Origin of the sequence: Paenibacillus tundrae (assembly GCF_030812775.1) — a bacterium.
GTDB lineage: Bacteria > Bacillota > Bacilli > Paenibacillales > Paenibacillaceae > Paenibacillus > Paenibacillus tundrae_A.
The window spans coordinates 45,879-64,749 of the sequence record NZ_JAUSTI010000016.1 but is presented as its reverse complement, the minus strand read 5'-3'; the positions used below and the strand labels follow the sequence as shown (position 1 = coordinate 64,749).

Sequence of the window (18,871 nt, the reverse complement as noted above, 5' to 3'; positions counted from 1 at the left end):
CGAATAAGGTCAATGAGCAACTGTTACAATTGGCCTTGAGACCCACTCAAGAAAATATATTGAAGGAGTGATAGGTACAGATGACTGATGCACATAAGTCATTAAGTGACAGTCAGTTAGAGGAACAAATTAAGAGAAAAGAAGATGAGTTAAGAGTACTCTATCGTGAGAGGTATAAAAGAGCTCAGGGACATTTCAAGAGTCATCAACGCCCTTATGTTAACATAACTGATAAAAGTATACGATCTAGTATCTCAGCATCTGTGGCTAACTATTTTGTTTATCACATAGGAAATGCAGGAAGAGCAGAAACATTAGATTGTTATGCAGCTGCAAGCGAGTATCTTGCAATTCCCAAGTATGGTGATCGTTATGTGGATACCGAAGTAACATTGAACGATATTACCTTACATATGCGAAACTTAAAACAAAAATGGAAAGAGGGTTGGCGGGGGTAATTATATTTACGCTACCCAAGATGACCCCATATAAGCATGGGAATCATGTATGAAAACACGTCAAAGTGATAATACAAAAGCTATGACCATTTTTTCTCTCTTTGACTTGTAAGCCGATACCTAGATCAGGTTATCGGCTTTTTTTATAGCTGAAAAATGAAACAGAAGTGCAAACTACACCGAAAATCATAATCTTTCCATGTAACAAACTTAATCCACTTCTCTTTCAATACAAGAAAAAAAGAGCATACTTTTTGCTAATGTACTAATCCTTCTTTGTCTTTCCTTCCGAGTAAGTATCCGACAAGATACATCAATGCAACTATCCACGTAGCACCAATACAAACGTATATGGCCATAATCGTTATCGTTCGAGTAACTACATAAAAAGCTAGTAAGCCGGTTAGAAACGTTAGTAGGAAATTTTATGTACATTCTTTTCACACCTTTCAGCGGACGTATATAGATCAAAAAGAACTGAGCTTGCGGGGCTTGTTGTGCATGGTAGTTGGGAGATGCCGTAATCGCTCAATTCACAAGCGGTTCAACAATCGTTGCACTTTGATTCTAAGGAATTAGTCTGAGAGGAACCCGTTCGAATAGGTAATTTGCTTGACTAGCTTAACTAAGCATATTTTCATCATTTGAAGCAAAGCTTCCCTTCATTAATAGAAAAAAACTGAATTGAAACGGGTAAAGGAATCATTCAAGGTGCTCAATTACAATGTCTCCATGGAGAAATTGGAAAATAAAACCAAAGAAGCGCTGTGAGGCGCTTCTGTTATATTGTAAATAATTCTGATCAACCTTCCCCAAATCAACTACTTAAACAACTGAGAGACGATCTTCCTGAGTAGATGTACAAACCAGAATACGAACGACTCAACAATATCAAGGGTTTGTTTGGAGATTTAAGCTACGAAAGTTGACATATTTATATATGTTGTCTCTTGCTGATGGAGTCGTTCTTAGAGCGGGAAGACTTCAAGAATCATAAGGGTCTTTAATAAGGCGGCCAGAGTAGCTTTCTTGCCGTCTCGTATCGCTCAGCTACTGCAGGCCAGTAGACGACCTTCCACCAATCTTCGATATATTTTTTGCGTTCATTCTGGTGCTTAAGATAATATGCATGCTCCCACACATCCAGAGGAAGGAGAGGGACAATGTCAGATTGAGATAAGTTCTGATGCTTTTCTGCTTGCAAAATTTCAAGACGGTGTGCCCGTGGACTCCAGACCAGCATAGCCCAGCCACTGCCTTCTACTTTATTGGCCGCTTCTGTGAATTGGTTCTTGAATGCTTCATAACTGCCAAAATCACGTTTGATCTGTTCAGCAAGCATACCGGATGGTTTGCCGCCACCCTGAGGGCTCATGATCGTCCAGAAAATAGTATGCAGGTAATGACCTGCTCCGTTAAAGGCAAGCTCCCGTTCCCAGTGTTTTACGAGTTCAAAATTGTTCTTTTTCCTGGATTCTGCTAATTTTTTCTCAGCGGTATTTAATCCGTCTACATAGGATTGATGGTGCTTATCATGGTGAATACGCATGGTCAGCTCATCGATATGTGGCTCCAATGCGTTGTAGGCATAAGGCAGTGGTGGTAACGTATGTCCGCCAATCGGTACAGGTCGCTCCTGAACAGGAGGTGTTGCAGTTACAGAAGTGCTGGTGCTATCGCTTGGTTGAGTGGAGGCTGAGTGTATTGCAGGAGAGTTTTGGGTCTGAGTAGCAGATGCAGAAGCATTAGAGGTTTCGTTAGCCGATGTAGCCGCAGGCTTCTCTACGCTTTCTCGTTGGGATGATTGAAGGAGACTGTCCAGTGTAAAAGGGGCATCTGTTGTAGCGTCTCTCAAGAGTCCAGGTTGGCAAAGTGTATCTAACACACCAAGGAAATACTCTGATTCCCGGATGAAATGTAGAATGACGGTTTTGGCAGAGGGGACAGCCTGCACAGCAGCACTTTGTTCCAATAAAATATAGAGTTGCCGGATAAACTCTCTGGATTGTGTGATGCTCGCAGACACGAGCTGTTCTACGCTTCTAAGAATATAGGGGGCGGGAGAGTGAGTCCCAGGTAACACTTGTTTTATAAGCTGGTTAGCTGTGTGTTCAATGTTTGCAAATGCTACCTCCCATTCCTCCAGTAGTTTGACATATTCAGGCTCTAAGTTAGGTACAAGTGTACGAATAACAAGGGTGTGCTCTTTCTCTTGCTCTTTCCAGAAACGAATTTCTTCTAGTATACGCAGAGGTAAGAGCGGCCCATATCCTTTCCATTGCATAACCAAGCATCCTCCCATCAGTGGTATTATTCCGAATCCATTTGAACCTTTTTAACAGCGAATTTAGGCTGAAACAGTCCAGATCTCTTTATCCTCGAACATGTCGTGCATAGCCATCGCATCAATATATTCATAAATGATGTTGTCCTATGTATATAAAAAAAGAGCCCTATAAGGGCTCTTACGTAGTTCGTATTCAGAAGCTATATCTTCAGGACATAAATGTTAATATCTATCCAGATCGTCACTGGTGGTCTTCGTTACATGGCTCAGGAAAGTGGATACACGGCGCAGGTATTCTTTGGGATGCTCACGGAAAATTAACTCATGATGGGCTCCGTCCACGATCCATTCCTCTGAATTTGCATTGGTCTGATTGGCGGCGAGCAACTCCGCGATTGGATAAGGCGCCTTCTCATCTTCCGTACCGTGAATGAAGAAAATCGGGAAAGCATAATCCTCTTTTTTGACCTCTTGATACGGAATTTGCTGTAATCCAGTGCCGTTCAGAACCGGGAACAACAGCTTCATAATCTCAAGTGTAGGTTGGCGTGGAAGATTGATCTGATTATGAATGTTGTGATACAACGTATCTGGTTCAAGTAAGAAGGTACTGTCCAGAATCATCGCATCGACATCCTCGGTGAGAAGGCCTGTCTGTAATGCTGTGCCGGCACCCATGGAGAATCCCCATACGACGAGCTCCTCAGCCCCTCGTTGCTTCGCCGTTTGAATGGCACCCAGCAACTGTTGTGATTCTGCTTTTCCACCTGTAGCGACTGCTTTATTCACCTGAGAGGCGAAACCATAATCGAACATAATGACGTTAAATCCAAGTTGGTGCGCATAATGGGCAAGGTCATACATCGGAACCCAGGTTTCCTCACGGTTGGCACCATAGCCATGACTGAAGATAATCGTTTTGTTCACATCTTTGTCGGCAGGAATATACCAGCCTTGCATCGTTCGGCTTCCATCTGCCGCAGGGAACGTAATGTCTTCATACTTCATATTCCTCGCTTGCATCGGATTAGAGAAGACAGGGGCTACCGTTGGGTTGGATAAAACCCAGGCAATGTAACCGTGTAGTGCAATGAAACAAAAGAGTAGAAAGAATACCACGGAGAGCAGCAACGCTACGATAATATGCTTGAACCGAATTAGCCTTGGCGATAACGAAGTAGGCAGATCGGACACTTTCGTTTGCAGCGGGGCTTCGCTCTGGGATGTCGAATACATGATTGCCCCTCCTTATAAATTCAGATGAAATTGAGGATAACAACGAGAACCATCCAACCCATATACATAGTTCCTAAGTCGCAGGAACGAATGATACAAATGCACAATATATCTTTATCGTATGTTCCTATATAACCAAAGTCAATTGATTGGCAGCATTTGTTACGCAATTGTTATATAGTTCTGAGAGAATCTGGTTAACATTTCCTAAGTGTACAAATCGCGGGAGATTTAGTCTTATAAAAAGGAGAATTTTGCCCCTTTTTAGTTTACAGATGAGATCGTTTCTCATATAATTTATGTAACCAAGTTTCATGTGATGAAACATGAGGAGGCTTAGTGTCATGGAAGACCGCAAGTTGACCGTCAGGGCTGTGGAACGAGCCTTGGATATATTATTGTGCTTCACAACTCGGAGTGATCTGGGGCTTACCGAGATTGCCAGTCAGATTGGTCTGCACAAAAGCACGGTTCACCGGCTGATGGCAACCTTAGAGGAACGTGGATTTGTTATCCGGGATGCAGCTACTGAGAAGTATCGACTTGGTATCCGGATCTGGGAGCTTTCCGCGCACATGTCCCGTAGCGATGATCCTGCCATTCTTCTTCTACCTGCGATGGAGCGTCTGAGAGATCGACTCGGGGAGACGGTTAGCTTGTATTTGCGAGATGGTAGTGAACGGATTCGAATTCAAGCTGTTCAGAGCGATCAAGCTATACGGCGTGTAGCTCCTGTTGGTGTGCGCCTTCCTTTATCCGTAGGTGCGTCCAGTAAGGTGCTGATGGCTTTTGCTACGGAAGAGGATCGTGAGGAGCTGATGAATGGGCCGGAATGGCCTGTCTTTATCGATCCTAAGGTCTATCTAGCGCAGATGAGGGATATTCTGGAGCATGGTTATGCAACGAGTTATGAAGAGCGCGAGCCCGGAGCTGCGGCGGTATCTGTACCGATTATGGATCGCAAAGGCCAAATCGCTGCCGCATTGTCTGTATCAGGGCCTGTCAGCCGTCTATCACAAGAGACGTTACATGAGTATGCACCAGTGCTCAAGGAAGCGGCTGCTCAGATGGGCTTGATGTTATCTTAATGAGGTTATTCAACAATAACGCTCTTATGGACATACATGTCATGATGAATCTGCCGATTCTGGAACATAAAGGTTGTTTTTCGTCCTCGGTTGAGCTATCCTGTTATGGACAGCCCAAGCGGGGCTTGATGAATTGAATAGGACATTGCGGTGTACTTGCCGCAACTTGTTAACGTTACTAGGGGAGTCCGAATTGTCCGGACTGAGACGGAATCGCATGAGATTCTGGACCCTTTGCACCTGATCTGGATCATACCAGCGTAGGGAAGTAATCGGCCAATCAACCACGAACATCAATGGGATGTAACCTATGGCCGAACTCGATTAGAGTTCGGTAATCGGCACATCTATTGGTGATGGACATAGCCGGTTCCCTTGGGAACCGGCTTTTTTATATACAGTGAGCAGAGACAGAGTCTGGCTTTAGGGATACTTTCGATGAGAGAACTGAGGCTGGAATCAGTTATGGAATCTATTCGAATGAGCTCGGTGAATGAATCGTTCTCTGCCGTATGTTGTCTTACTGTATATTGTCTCTCTAGGGAAGGTTGTCATTGCTCCTTGTATGGATCGTCTCCAGGTTAGATGCGCCCGCCATGGAAACGAAGTGATGCAGTCGTGAATACCAATGAGGAGGAGACAAAGACGATGAGTACAGGACAACCGATGATGGGACAAGGGAATACAGAAGCGCAGATGGCAAAAGAAACAGGTGCGGCTGGAGGGGTTAAACCTTTTCCCGGCAGCCGTAAAGTATACATTCAGGGCTCACGTCCGGACATTGCTGTACCTGAGCGTGAAATAGCCCTTCATGACACGAGTACTCCCCAAGGGGTGGAGCATAATGAGCCGCTGCGTGTGTACGATACGAGCGGCCCGATGACCGATCCTGACTTTCACGCAGATATCCGGGCAGGGCTACCCGCATTGCGCACGCGCTGGATTACGGAGCGTGAGGATGTGGAGGCTTATGCAGGACGTACGGTGAAACCGGAAGATAACGGGCTGAAGGCGGGGAGCAGAAGAAGCGGGGCTGAAGCCTACCCAGGTCTGCGTGGCAAGCCGCTGCGTGCTCAGGCTGGGCGATGTGTAACGCAGATGCACTATGCACGCCAGGGCATCATTACGCCAGAGATGGAGTTTGCCGCGATTCGTGAGGGAGTAGAGCCGGAGTTTGTGCGACAAGAGCTGGCCAGTGGCCGAGCGATTCTACCGTCCAACATCAATCATCCTGAAAGTGAGCCCATGTTGATTGGTCGACATTTTCATGTGAAGATCAACGCGAATATCGGGAATTCTGCTGTCTCTTCCTCCATCGAAGCAGAAGTGGAGAAAATGACCTGGGCTGTACGCTGGGGCTCGGATACCGTTATGGATCTCTCTACCGGCAAGGATATCCATACCACGCGGGAATGGATCATTCGTAATTCTCCAGTACCGATCGGTACTGTGCCACTCTATCAGGCGCTGGAGAAGGTCAATGGCGAAGCGGAAGCACTAACATGGGAATTGTACCGAGACACACTCATCGAGCAGGCAGAGCAGGGCGTAGACTATTTCACCATCCATGCAGGTGTCTTACTGCGCTATATCCCGATGACAGTCAAACGCATGACGGGCATTGTGTCCCGGGGTGGATCTATTATGGCAGCATGGTGTCTGGCACATCATCAAGAGAACTTTTTGTATACGCATTTTGAAGAGATCTGTGAAATTATGAAAAGGTATGATGTGGCATTCTCGCTTGGGGATGGATTGCGTCCGGGGAGTATCTATGATGCTAATGACGAAGCTCAGATGGCAGAGCTGGCTACACTGGGCGAGTTAACGCAGATTGCGTGGAAGCATGATGTACAGGTGATGATTGAAGGGCCGGGGCATGTGCCGATGCATAAGATCAAGGAGAATGTGGATCTACAGATGGAAATCTGTAAAGAGGCTCCGTTCTATACGTTGGGACCCCTGACAACTGACATTGCTCCGGGTTATGATCACATTACTTCAGCCATTGGAGCGGCGATGATTGGCTGGTTAGGGACATCCATGCTCTGTTATGTTACACCGAAGGAACATTTGGGGCTGCCTAACAAAGATGATGTACGAGAGGGAGTCATCGCCTACAAAATCGCAGCACATGCCGCTGACCTAGCTAAAGGTCATCCCCGAGCTCAACGCCGAGATGATGCCTTGTCCAAGGCTAGATTCGAATTCCGCTGGCGCGACCAATTCAATCTGTCTCTTGACCCGGAACGTGCACTCTCTTATCATGACGAGACGTTGCCCGCCGAGGGAGCCAAGGAAGCCCACTTCTGCTCGATGTGTGGGCCGAAGTTCTGTAGTATGCGCATCACGCAGGATATTCGCAAATTTGCTGCAGACAAGGGATTGTCCGAGCAGGAGGCGGTTGCCGCAGGGATGCAGGCGAAGGCTGAGGAATATCGGATGCGTTCCTAAGAAAATTCGGAGATGACAGGCTTTCATAGCTTAAGCTTAAGGTTACCAGCATGCAGAAATGCAGAGCAGCCCATACCCACTAGGAACAAGATAAGAATATATAAAAATCGCATTTAATTATTCACCTCTCTCATTAAGTAACATGTGTAAAAGAGAACGATTTTTAAATCGTTCTCTTTTTTGAAATATTATGAAATATTTTATTTACCTTAAATATAAACGAGAAATAGGCATAGACAGCAAACCAATTCCAACATCTATTGCGGTGCCATGCCTACCTTCTTCTCCAAATATGTTGCAAGCAATGCCAAAGGGCTATGGATCGCAATACCGGTCTCTACTGTAACTCGCGCAGCAGCCGGCGCCATGGATAATTGGGCTGCGACTACCGTTTTGCCGGGATGCTGCCCAGCAATAGACTGTAATCCTTCACGTACTGCTGCAAGATAACCTTCCTTGTCACCGCGCATAATCAATTGAAACGTCCCAGGAATGCACACGGCTTCTGGCTGAGGTGCCTCGGTAACAAAGTTCTGCCCTTTCTCATAATCCTGTTGTAAAGCCCGATTTACCCGTGCCATTGTACCTTCAACTGTAGCCGGGTTCGTAAAAGCAAATATGTATTCATTGTCCATACGTTGTATCTCCGCTAGCAGTGGATCATCAATGCCGATGACAGGAATGGTAATATTCTGTGCTTCCTGATCTAGAACTGCAGCAAACAGGGTGCAGGTCACAAGAATGGCATCGGTATGGCAGCGTTCAATCCATTGCAGGGTTTGGGATATTTTGTCCTTCGTTATGGTGTCCGAGAAGTCTACATCATGTTTAAGCCGATCCAGCCCGGGATCAACATAATGTACGAGTTCAACCGCATAGGCAGAGAGAGCTTCTTCGATAAGTGTGATGTTGGAATAGTGAGCGTGAAAACAACTGATGGTAATCATGGTATCTTCCCCCTAATGGCTTCAGCTACCCGTGAGCAGCCTAGGCTTGCCTGAGTGTTTAACCCATTATAGAGGGCGGGCAGGGCACTGTACATACTGAATACGCTCGTACAATGCCAAGCTAACCGTCAACCTGACGGGACTGCCTCGTGCATGAGGACGAAGGCTATCGCTTGTTAGTAGTTCATCATCTGATCTGATTGGTGTGTACTCGACAACAGCGAATAACCGTCATCCCTAGCGTTCTGGAAGGACGGTAAGCTGGTTGTAACCGAATAAGAACAAGAGACGATTAGGTCGTAATATATTAGCGCATAGATGGAGTAGCGTTCTTATTGGCAATCTTTTGTTGCAAAATTTCATGAAAGGATAGACCTTGAGTACTCTCATTCTCCTTTTTTGGAGCATTGGTCGCCGTGTTGCGCGGATATTGGTGGTGATACGGGATCATTTGCTGAATAGGCATGCGGATCATCTTGGTTCCTCCTTTGATGCATTTTCTATGTATTCATGTTTTATACCTATATAGGTACATGTGACTTGTTATGCGAAATGGGCAAATCTATGATGTAATTCCAATTGGATTGTAGTGATTTTACCCGGTATTTGAAAGATGTAAACGTTTTTAGAGAAATTCAGGAATAAAGAACTGTATTTCGAAGGGAACAAATGGGAGGATAGAATCGGTTGTTAAGTGAATAGACCCAATTTTAAATAAGTCAACCATCCCCTGATTAAGACATATTGTCTGGTTGAATAGGTACGGGAATTGCTAAGTAACTTGGTACCTTAGACCGTTGTTTGAAGGGAGTGGGGTTATCAGATTGCGCAAAAAATAAGTCATTGGCGTTGATTTGACTCTAGAAAGTGATCAATCATTGGTTAAAATGATTCGCTAAAAGTACACATAACAAAGAGCCATCGGACTCCTCCGATAGCTCGTTAAATATGGTCCTATAATTTAAGATCAAGCATTGCTATCACATAAAATAACAATCTATTGCATGGATTGAACAGCAATATACACATCTACCTGAACATTCTCAGGGTCGATGCTACGTTCATCATACAGCTCAAAGTCCCCTGTAAATGTACGTTTATGCTGATCCGCCCAAGCCCATACTGCGCCCCATGCTTCCCCTACAACTTCTGCCATAGGTCCTCTTCTGGAGGTGAATACGGCGTACGTAGCCGGTGGCAGATCAACTGAATCCATACCCTCGAGCAAAACTTCATCGAAAGTCACTTCATGACCAACCAGAATGGTGTACTCCCCGGTAATACCGTCTGTATAGTCGCTGTAACAGCCATAGCGAGCTACCTCAGGTGCAGGCAGTTGGTCAGAGGGGAAATACTGATTCCACAAGCCTTGAATGCAGCCTTTGCCACTGATCTCAATTGCATTGGTTGTTCTCGCAGACACACCCGCAAGACGTTTCGCCGGAAGAGTCACATAACGAACAGGCTCAGACAATCCAAGAAGCGCACCGCTCAGACCATACGACTCCGTAGCAATAGTTGAATTAGCGGGATTAGTGAAGCCAGTTGGAACAGAAGAGCCAGATGTATCATTTGAATCGTCCCCTAAGCGTGCCGAGGTTCCTCTCTCTACTGTGCCATTCCATCGTTTCAAATAAGGAAGCTGATTCTGCAGCATAGATCGTGCAGACTCTTCATCCATGCCTTCCCCCTTGAGAATTGCGGTGCACATTTCAATCATACCTTCTAGTGGAATGTTAGGCTGTTCGAACTGCCCGTTCTTATAACAGTAGATACAATACTCTCTTGTAGCATTCCCATCAGCCTCTGTTCCGAACTGTGCTGGAGTTGTTAGTGGCATACCGCAGCTTTGGCATAACGTCGTGTTCATCATAATTCCTCCTCAATAGTTGTAACTGGATATATGGAAAGTATACTGAGGGGAACTGGACAGCAGTCTGTCAGGTTTGAGATGCAGAAGTATAATTTTGTACAATCTGTTCTGCCATTTGTCGTATTGTAACTCGGATATGCTCTGGCTCTAACACCTCGACATCTGCTCCAAAGCCCAAAATGAAGCCGTACAACCAGTTATCTTCTGGAAAGGCGACCTGGCTGATGTAATATCCGTTTCCATCGGGAATGACATTTTCAATGCCAAACCATTCTTCTGCTAGATGGCGGGCGCGAGCGTGAAATCGCAGGGTCAGAGGAGCCTCGTTGTCGGGTGCTACCCATTCTTGCTGCCAGGGTCTACCATGTGGTTGTATAATTCTTCGCTCAAAATGTTCTTGTGCAAGGGTTACATCTCGCATACGGACTAGCTTGAACATGCGGAATTGATTCCGCTCATGACAGAATGCATAGAGGTACCAAGAATGCCGCTTGAGCACCAGCGTGTGGGGTTCAACAGTTCGGATCGTCTGATTCCCTCCAGCACTGCAATAGGTGAAGGTGATGAGCCGTGACTGATCCATCCCCGATTCGATCAACTGAAGCTTGAGCTGCAATGCTTCGGGATGTGTCCAGGTTGAATAATCGACAATGAAGCGGCTCGTATTAGACTGGAAATCTTCATTTTTGGCTTCGGGTACAATACTGCTGAGCTTCTCGACCAAGAGGTCCCGTGCCACGTTGCTATGAGAAGTAGAGATACTACGCAGTGCAGTCACGATGGATGCCAGATCCTGATCTGTTAGCACGTTACGGTCAAGTCGATAACCCTCTGCAAGACCAATTCCGCCGCTAGCACCTTGATACGTGACGACAGGGATGCCGGCTTGACCCAACGTGTCGATATCTCTATAAATGGTACGGATAGACACTTCAAACGTATCCGCTAGATCCTTGGCCTGTACACGACCTCGATTGACCAGCAGCACCACGATGGCTAATAAACGATCCAGTTTCATGAGTGGGTTTCCTTTCGATCGTTGATTATGTTAGATTCAGATAGATTATACTGCCCACTATCACATATAGGAGTGGAATAGGCAATGAAACGTATTACGATATTGATCGCAGATGATGAAGTTGAGATTGCGGATCTGGTTGCTTTGCACCTGCAAAAAGAAGGATATCATATCATCAAAGCATTTGATGGCAAAACGGCAGTTCAAGCCGTTCAGACACAAACGATAGATTTAGCGATTTTGGATATTATGATGCCTGGTATGGACGGATATGAGGTGACCCGTAAGATTCGGGAGCAGCACCATATGCCTATTATTTTTCTGAGCGCGAAGACCTCGGATATGGACAAAATTACGGGACTCGTGATGGGTGCGGACGATTACATGACCAAGCCGTTTAATCCGATGGAGCTGGTTGCCCGTGTGAATTCACAGTTACGTCGTTCGCTTCAATTCAGTCAGGCACCATCTGTCCATCGAACTGTTCTCGAGAAAGGCGGACTTGTGATCGCTCCCGACCAGCATAGTGTTATGCTCTATGGCAAGCCTGTAGAGTTAACACCGAAGGAATTCGATATTCTATATCTGCTTGCTAGCCATCCCAAACAGGTTTTTAGTGCCGAAAGCATTTTTGAACAAGTGTGGGGAGAGGCTTACTATGAGAGCGGTAATACCGTTATGGTTCACATTCGAACCCTGCGCAAGAAGCTTGGTGAAGACGTAGACAAGAACAAGTTTATCAAAACGATCTGGGGTGTGGGGTACACATTTAATGAATAAACGTAGAAGTTTTCGAACAACGATGATTCTGTTGCTTGGTCTAAGCATGCTGGCCTCTGGTGCAATTACCTATGGTGTGTACAAATTAATGCAATACTTCTATTCTGGAGTGCGGGCAGAAGATCAGCTTGCGGAGTATCGACATTTTATGAAGAGCATCGGTGATATTTATTTTTTCTTACTCCTGTTCATTCCACTTGCAATATTGTTCTTCTTCTGGTTTACCAAACCCTATGTTACCTATTTTAAAGACATCTCTGCAGGCATAAGACACTTGGCCAATGGAGATTTTCAGCATCGGGTGCAGATTTCCTCGAAGGACGAATTAGGAACGATTGCCGAGGATATTAATTTGGCAAGTCTCAAGCTCAAGGAAGCGGTAGAGCGGGGTGATTTTGCAGAGAACAGTAAGGATCAGCTAGTGGTGAATCTGGCGCATGATCTGCGAACTCCTTTAACCTCCGTGTTAGGTTACCTAGATCTATTGGTGAAGGATGATCAACTCACAGAGGAGCAGGTTAGGCATTTTACTTCCATTGCATATACCAAGTCTCAGCGTTTAGAGAAACTGATTGATGATTTGTTTGAAATTACAAGAATGAACTACGGCATGTTACCACTAGAGAAAAAGCGACTCAACATTAGCGAATTGCTCCGACAATTGAATGAGGAGTTGTATCCGGTATTTGAAAAGAACCACTTGGTTACTCGATTGAACATGGATCCCGAATTAATCATTTCGGGGGATGGCGAGCTGCTTGCACGTGTATTCGAAAATCTATTAATTAATGCAGCCCGCCACGGTAAGGACGGTCTATACGTAGATATTAACGGGCGTAATGAAGCGGGACAAGTCATCGTTCAGGTGATGAACTATGGTGGACATATTGATCCAGAAGACTTGCCCCATATTTTCGATATGTACTATACGGGCGATCGCTCGCGGACACCTCAGGAGGGTGGAACAGGTCTAGGGCTCTTTATCGCCAAGAATATTGTGGAGCAGCATGATGGAGCCATATCGGCTGAGAGCGATGTTGTACGAACGGTATTTGAGATTCGGCTGCCTGCGCTAGCGTGAGTTGAATCTAAATGAAGTTAAATTTAATCAAACCAAATGAAATGATTATAAGATACACCCTAATTTAAGAAAAACTTTAGAATTGCCCTGCTTTTATTTAACTAGTTTCTTCTATCCTTAATTTTATGAGGAAAAGGAGGAGCGTGGAGATGAAAAAGTGGGGATTTTTGATATGTATCATTGCCGTGGGTTATATTTTTAGCAGGTCAACTGCTTGGTTTCAAGAACCGACCGAACCGATGATCGAGATTCAGTATACGAATGAGATTCATACACAATACGCCCAAACCATTCATGTAGATATGAAAAATGAAGTACATAAAGGTAATCTATTACTCGTTAATTCGGAGTATCCTGTTCATCTAGAGGGTATGAGAACGGATATTGTGAATTTAGCTGAACAGAACGAGTTGGTGCGTGGATATGGCTTGATGGATCAGAAAATAATGTTATCGCGGTACGTAGCCCAAGCGTTTGAGAAGATGGTTGAAGCCGCTGGCCACGATGATGTCCGATATTTTATCATAAGTAGTGGTTATCGGGACTTGGCAGAACAAGCACGATTGTATGAGGAAAAAGGGTTGGATTATGCACTCCCTCCAGGGCACAGTGAACATAATCTAGGTTTGTCCGTAGATGTAGGCTCTACATTAGCCGCTATGAGTGAAGCACCAGAAGGGGCATGGCTGGAGCAGAATGCCTGGAAATATGGTTTTATTTTACGCTATCCGAAGGACAAGGTACATATTACAGGGATTCAATACGAACCCTGGCACTTTCGTTATGTAGGCTTACCACATAGTGCTGTCATGTACCAGCGAAATTTGGCATTGGAGCAATATCTGGAGCTGCTTAAGGACAAGAAGAGCCTGACTGTTGATGTTGAGGGTCAGACCTATCACGTTCATTATTACACTGCTTCCCGAGAACAGGCGGTGCACATCCCTGAGAACCGTTCATATGAGATATCGGGCGATAACATGGACGGCGTCGTCGTGACGGTGAAGGAGTAACATCACCAGTAACATCGCAACATTTGCACACTTGCAACCGTACAATATAAAGGAGGTTCCATCATGAAAACCCAAAAAATATTAATCCAATTCTTATGGATCTCCGCTTTGGTCATCTATCTATATCTGTTAACGAAGCTGATCTTATTCAAAGGTAACCCCGTTGATATTAAATTGGTACTGACTCAACTTAAGTTGCTCATGCAAGAGCCAGACCTTATTCATACACGAATTGTCAACTTAACGCCATTTCAGGAGATCGCAAGAGACTGGCATAGTCTGTCGTTGGGTCGGCCGGGTAGTGCTATTCATCTGTTTGGCAATGTGCTCGCTTTTATTCCACTAGGTATATTTATCCCTGTGCTAATGGGTAACAAGTTGTTGGCGGGGGCAAACGTGTTGGTGTTATCTCTACTGCTCAGTCTGGCCTATGAGGTGACACAGTTATTGACCGGTATGGGTGTATTTGATGTGGATGATCTTATCCTCAATACTGCGGGTGGAATCATTGGGTATGTTCTCTTTGCGTTGGTTCGTGGGGTGAAACGGATGATAGCAGGTGAACCTGCGCGTACTGTGAAAAAACGATATGATGCAAACAAAAGTCACACCTAAGGGGGAGGATATTCATGTTCTATATGGCTCTTCTAATCATTGGCGTAGGTCTTATGTTCATCGTTAGTCCGCGTTATGTAACGCATAGCTCGAATCGTCGTATAATGGATCGCGCGACATCCAAGTGGATTGGGTACTCACTCATTATGATGTCATGCTTGTTTCTTATCATGGGAGTACTGCAAATGTTGGATCAGGCCTCCCATCATATGGATCATTAGTGAGCAGGCATGTTCGTCAACTGAAAAGGGGGAAAGCGATTGTATTCATTAGCTAAACAACTGGCTAGCCGAATGAGAGCTATTATGGAAGTTGAGAATGAGATTGCAGTTTCCAAAAGCAAAGATGCCGATGACAAGGCTATACTGGATCTGGAACAGAAGAGATCTGAGTTAATCAACAGCTCTACACGAGATGAGTTATTCGTAATCAAAACGGTGATGAATGTAGGACGTGGAGAGCGAGGATATCGGTTCTATGCTGGATCGGATGAGATAGAGATTATTAAACTACCGATTGAATTAAACGAGCATGAGTTGATGCAGAAGTATTCCTACTATCTTGTACATAAGACAGAACGTGAACTGGCGAATAGCCTTGAATTTAATACGGTTGTGACGGAAGAACTGAGGGAAGGTATGGAAATCTTAAAACTCTAAGATATCTGAACATGCAGTCTAAGGTATACCAGGAACGCTAAGCTTGAAGGAGGTTTGTTCAATGATAATGAAGATTTCATATTATAGCCCAGAAGGTCACTATTTTCATGTACCTGATCATTGTGCAGAGCGAATCGAAGAGTGGCGAATAGAATTCTCTGATTTTTTGCAGACGTTAGAATATAAGCATCCCTTCACCCAATACATGGAGTCCATTAACTATGATGGCGAATTGGAATATGGTCACTTTGTCCGTTGTTACTGAGGGGATGACTTTGTAGATTGGATTAATGTAGAGAAATTAAACAGTAGAGGGCTGTACCGCATTCCTGAACCACCTGATGATTCGGAGGTTGGCATAAAGATTGATTTTTAATAACATCTATCTTCCGGTTAGGATAAATTAACGCCTCCCATGGCAGACATATCATATGCCAGTAGATATACACTAATAATCCAAAAAAAAGCTCCCCATCATGCCAACCGGCAACGATGGGGAGCTTCTGTTATATCACTTCATAGCACGAATGGTTAATGCAATTAAGCTTTTTTCATCATTTGACGCAGTACCGTTTGCAGGATACCGCCGTTATGGTAGTAATCCACATCAACCATACTGTCCAGACGAGCGATAACAGGGAAATCGAACTGTGTACCGTCTTCACGAGTTACAGTTACTTTCAATTCTTGCCCTGGTTTCACGTCATTGCTCAGGCCAGTAATGTCGTATGTTTCGCGTCCATTCAGACCCAGGCTAGACCAGCCGTGACCTTCTTGGAATTGCAATGGCATAACGCCCATGCCGACGAGGTTACTACGGTGAATCCGCTCGAAACTTTCTGCGATAACGGCTTTGACGCCGAGCAAGAATGTTCCTTTGGCTGCCCAGTCACGGGAGCTTCCTGTACCATACTCTTTACCTGCGATAACGATCAGGTTCTGTCCTTCATCCTGATACTTCATGGAAGCATCGTAGATGGACATTTCCTCGTCTGTTGGCAAGTATTTCGTAATACCACCCTCAGTACCTGGAGCCACTTGGTTACGAATACGGATATTCGCAAACGTACCACGCATCATAACTTCATGGTTACCACGACGTGAGCCGTAGGAGTTGAAGTCTTTGCGCTCTACGCCATGCTCTTTCAGGTACAATCCAGCTGGGCTGGACGGTGCGATATTACCTGCTGGTGAGATGTGATCCGTTGTTACGGAATCCGCAAGCAATGCCATAACACGTGCAGAACGGATATCGGAGATATCGTTCAGCTTGTCACCAAGCTCTTGGAAGAACGGAGGATTTTGAATGTACGTGGAGTTTGGATCCCACTCGTACAATTCACCTTCTGGTACAGGGATGTTGTTCCAACGTTCGTTAGCTGTAAATACGTTCTCGTATTTGTTACGGAACATTTGAGCGTTCAGGGAGCTAGCAATTGCATCCTTGATCTCCTCAGAGCTAGGCCAGAGGTCTTTCAAGAAGACTGGCTCGTTATTCGTATCATAGCCGATTGGATCCACTTCGAAGTCAATATTCACCGTACCCGCGAGAGCGTATGCCACAACGAGTGGTGGGGAAGCCAAGTAGTTAGCTTTAACCTGAGCGTGTACACGGCCTTCGAAGTTACGGTTACCAGACAATACAGCCGCTACGGTCATATCGTTCTCAGCAATAGCTTCGCTTACTTCATCCGGTAGTGGACCGGAGTTACCGATACAAGTCGCACAGCCGTAACCAGCAACGTTGAATCCGAGTTGATCCAAGTACTCGATCAGACCTGCTTTTTCCAGATACTCGGTAACAACCAGAGATCCTGGAGTCAAGCTGCTTTTCACGTATCCTGGCTTAGTCAAGCCACGTTCAACTGCTTTTTTCGCAAGCAAACCTGCACCAACCATAACACTAGGGTTAGATGTGTTCGTGCAGCTTGTGATGGCTGCGATTACGACAGCTCCAGCAGCAAGCTCACTTGTTGAACCATCAGGATGCTTAACAGGTACTTTTTGTTCAAGCTTCTCTTCAGTCAGTCCGTATCCACCTTTATCAACCGGTGTGCGGATGATGCTGTTGAAGCTTTCTTTCATTTGTGTCAGCTCGATACGGTCTTGTGGACGTTTAGGTCCTGCAAGGCTTGGTACAACGGAGCCGAGGTCAAGTTCAATAACATCTGTAAATTCAGGATCTACTGTTGAAGCAGTCCGGAACATACCTTGAGCTTTGTAGTAAGCTTCAACCAGATCCACTTGCTCATCGGAACGGCCTGTGCTGCGCAAGTAGTTCAGCGTTTCGCTATCTACAGGGAAGAAACCGATTGTTGCGCCGTATTCAGGTGCCATGTTAGCTACAGTTGCACGGTCAGCAAGACCGATATTAGCAAGTCCTGGGCCGTAGAACTCTACGAATTTACCAACAACGCCTTTTTTACGAAGCATTTGGGTAACAGTCAGTGCCAGATCCGTTGCTGTTGCGCCTTCGCTCAGGCTACCTGTCAATTTGAAACCGATAACGTCAGGTGTAACAAAGTAAAGCGGTTGGCCAAGCATACCTGCTTCAGCCTCAATCCCGCCAACACCCCAACCTACAACGCCAAGACCGTTGATCATTGTTGTATGGGAGTCCGTACCTACGAGAGAGTCTGGGAATACAACTGTTTCGCCGTCAACTGTTTTGGTTGCAGCAACGGAAGCTAGATACTCCAAGTTTACTTGGTGAACGATCCCTGTGGACGGTGGAACAGCACGGAAGTTGTTGAACGCCGTTTGTGCCCAACGCAAGAAACGGTAACGCTCTTCGTTACGCTCAAATTCAACCTTGATATTGTAGTCAAGGGCATCGTTGGTTCCGAACGCATCTACCATGACGGAGTGGTCAATAACGAGGTCAACCGGTACGAGCGGGTTGATCTGTTTTGGGTCGCCGCCTGCTTTTTTAACCGTATCACGCATTGCAGCAAGGTCAACGACAACAGGTACGCCGGTGAAGTCTTGCAGAACGATACGTGCAGGAATAAATGGAATTTCTTTGTTATTGTCACGGCCATCTGCCCAGCCGGTCAATTGTTTCACATGTTCTTCGGTAATTGCGTGTCCATCGAATTGACGAACTGCTGCTTCAAGCAGCACTTTAATAGAGAAGGGAAGCTTGGAAAGGTCGCCGTAGCCGCCTTCCTGAAGAGCATCTAAACTGTAGTAGCGGTAAGACTTGCCTCCGACCTCAAGACTGCGTGCGGCGGAGAAATGGTTCTTGGCTGACATACATGTACCTCCTTAAAAATGTGTCGGTGAGATGAAGAAGACATTCATTTAAATGAAGAACAGGCCTTCATCGCTCCGTGTTCTTGTTCGTTGGTTTCATTAGGTGA

Annotated in this window: 17 protein-coding genes and 1 riboswitch; of the genes, 10 read left to right on the top strand and 7 right to left on the bottom strand. The window is 45.5% G+C overall.

Annotated elements, in window-relative coordinates:
* Positions 1 to 80: 80 nt before the first annotated feature.
* On the top strand, positions 81 to 458 hold the full coding sequence (locus J2T19_RS22565) for a hypothetical protein (protein ID WP_307219802.1): 378 nt from the start codon (positions 81 to 83) through the stop codon (positions 456 to 458).
* A 1,003-nt stretch (positions 459 to 1,461) separates the two neighbouring features.
* On the opposite strand, the gene J2T19_RS22560 is transcribed toward J2T19_RS22565, so the two are convergent.
* A complete protein-coding gene (locus J2T19_RS22560; RefSeq protein WP_307219800.1) occupies positions 1,462 to 2,742 on the bottom strand; it encodes a Fe-Mn family superoxide dismutase in 1,281 nt (426 codons plus the stop codon).
* Between the two features lie 225 nt (positions 2,743 to 2,967).
* Positions 2,968 to 3,981, bottom strand: coding sequence for an alpha/beta hydrolase (locus J2T19_RS22555; protein WP_307219799.1), 1,014 nt, complete (start codon positions 3,979 to 3,981; stop codon positions 2,968 to 2,970).
* A gap of 344 nt (positions 3,982 to 4,325) precedes the next feature.
* Here J2T19_RS22555 and J2T19_RS22550 point away from each other — a divergent pair, with 344 nt between their 5' ends.
* Both J2T19_RS22550 and thiC read left to right on the top strand, forming a co-directional pair.
* A complete protein-coding gene (locus J2T19_RS22550; protein ID WP_307219797.1) occupies positions 4,326 to 5,069 on the top strand; it encodes an IclR family transcriptional regulator in 744 nt (247 codons plus the stop codon).
* Between the two features lie 170 nt (positions 5,070 to 5,239).
* Positions 5,240 to 5,353: riboswitch (TPP riboswitch) on the top strand.
* A gap of 412 nt (positions 5,354 to 5,765) precedes the next feature.
* The gene (gene thiC, locus J2T19_RS22545) at positions 5,766 to 7,523 is read left to right on the top strand and encodes a phosphomethylpyrimidine synthase ThiC (protein WP_307219903.1); all 1,758 of its coding nucleotides are present in this window, start codon (positions 5,766 to 5,768) and stop codon (positions 7,521 to 7,523) included.
* 257 nt (positions 7,524 to 7,780) lie between these two features.
* Here thiC and J2T19_RS22540 read toward each other — a convergent pair whose 3' ends face one another.
* From J2T19_RS22540 to J2T19_RS22525, 4 genes are all read right to left on the bottom strand, one after another.
* Positions 7,781 to 8,470, bottom strand: a complete 690-nt coding sequence (locus tag J2T19_RS22540; protein WP_307219794.1) for a hypothetical protein — start codon at positions 8,468 to 8,470, stop codon at positions 7,781 to 7,783.
* Positions 8,471 to 8,777: 307 nt separating this feature from the next.
* Positions 8,778 to 8,945, bottom strand: a complete 168-nt coding sequence (locus J2T19_RS22535; protein WP_156395468.1) for a hypothetical protein — start codon at positions 8,943 to 8,945, stop codon at positions 8,778 to 8,780.
* 522 nt (positions 8,946 to 9,467) lie between these two features.
* Positions 9,468 to 10,340: a zinc ribbon domain-containing protein gene (locus tag J2T19_RS22530; RefSeq protein WP_307219792.1), complete on the bottom strand. Its 873-nt coding sequence runs from the start codon at positions 10,338 to 10,340 to the stop codon at positions 9,468 to 9,470.
* 70 nt (positions 10,341 to 10,410) lie between these two features.
* Entirely contained in the window at positions 10,411 to 11,361 is a 951-nt protein-coding gene (locus J2T19_RS22525; RefSeq protein ID WP_307219790.1) for a helix-turn-helix transcriptional regulator, read from the bottom strand.
* 84 nt (positions 11,362 to 11,445) lie between these two features.
* Here J2T19_RS22525 and J2T19_RS22520 point away from each other — a divergent pair, with 84 nt between their 5' ends.
* The 7 genes from J2T19_RS22520 to J2T19_RS22490 all read left to right on the top strand — a co-directional run bounded on the left by J2T19_RS22520 (position 11,446) and on the right by J2T19_RS22490 (position 15,774).
* Entirely contained in the window at positions 11,446 to 12,141 is a 696-nt protein-coding gene (locus tag J2T19_RS22520) for a response regulator transcription factor (protein WP_307219788.1), read from the top strand.
* The gene (locus tag J2T19_RS22515) at positions 12,134 to 13,222 is read left to right on the top strand and encodes a HAMP domain-containing sensor histidine kinase (protein WP_307219787.1); all 1,089 of its coding nucleotides are present in this window, start codon (positions 12,134 to 12,136) and stop codon (positions 13,220 to 13,222) included. Before J2T19_RS22520 ends, J2T19_RS22515 begins: the two co-directional genes overlap by 8 nt.
* 149 nt (positions 13,223 to 13,371) lie before the next feature.
* Positions 13,372 to 14,235 (top strand): M15 family metallopeptidase, encoded by an 864-nt coding sequence (locus J2T19_RS22510; RefSeq protein WP_307219785.1) that lies wholly within the window; start codon positions 13,372 to 13,374, stop codon positions 14,233 to 14,235.
* Between the two features lie 63 nt (positions 14,236 to 14,298).
* Positions 14,299 to 14,850: a VanZ family protein gene (locus J2T19_RS22505; protein WP_307219783.1), complete on the top strand. Its 552-nt coding sequence runs from the start codon at positions 14,299 to 14,301 to the stop codon at positions 14,848 to 14,850.
* Positions 14,851 to 14,864: 14 nt separating this feature from the next.
* A complete protein-coding gene (locus J2T19_RS22500; protein WP_307219781.1) occupies positions 14,865 to 15,071 on the top strand; it encodes a hypothetical protein in 207 nt (68 codons plus the stop codon).
* 39 nt (positions 15,072 to 15,110) lie between these two features.
* Positions 15,111 to 15,509: a hypothetical protein gene (locus J2T19_RS22495; RefSeq protein WP_307219779.1), complete on the top strand. Its 399-nt coding sequence runs from the start codon at positions 15,111 to 15,113 to the stop codon at positions 15,507 to 15,509.
* A gap of 61 nt (positions 15,510 to 15,570) precedes the next feature.
* The gene (locus J2T19_RS22490; RefSeq protein WP_307219777.1) at positions 15,571 to 15,774 is read left to right on the top strand and encodes a hypothetical protein; all 204 of its coding nucleotides are present in this window, start codon (positions 15,571 to 15,573) and stop codon (positions 15,772 to 15,774) included.
* Positions 15,775 to 16,049: 275 nt separating this feature from the next.
* On the opposite strand, the gene acnA is transcribed toward J2T19_RS22490, so the two are convergent.
* Positions 16,050 to 18,764: an aconitate hydratase AcnA gene (acnA, locus tag J2T19_RS22485; protein ID WP_307219774.1), complete on the bottom strand. Its 2,715-nt coding sequence runs from the start codon at positions 18,762 to 18,764 to the stop codon at positions 16,050 to 16,052.
* Positions 18,765 to 18,871 lie beyond the last annotated feature (107 nt).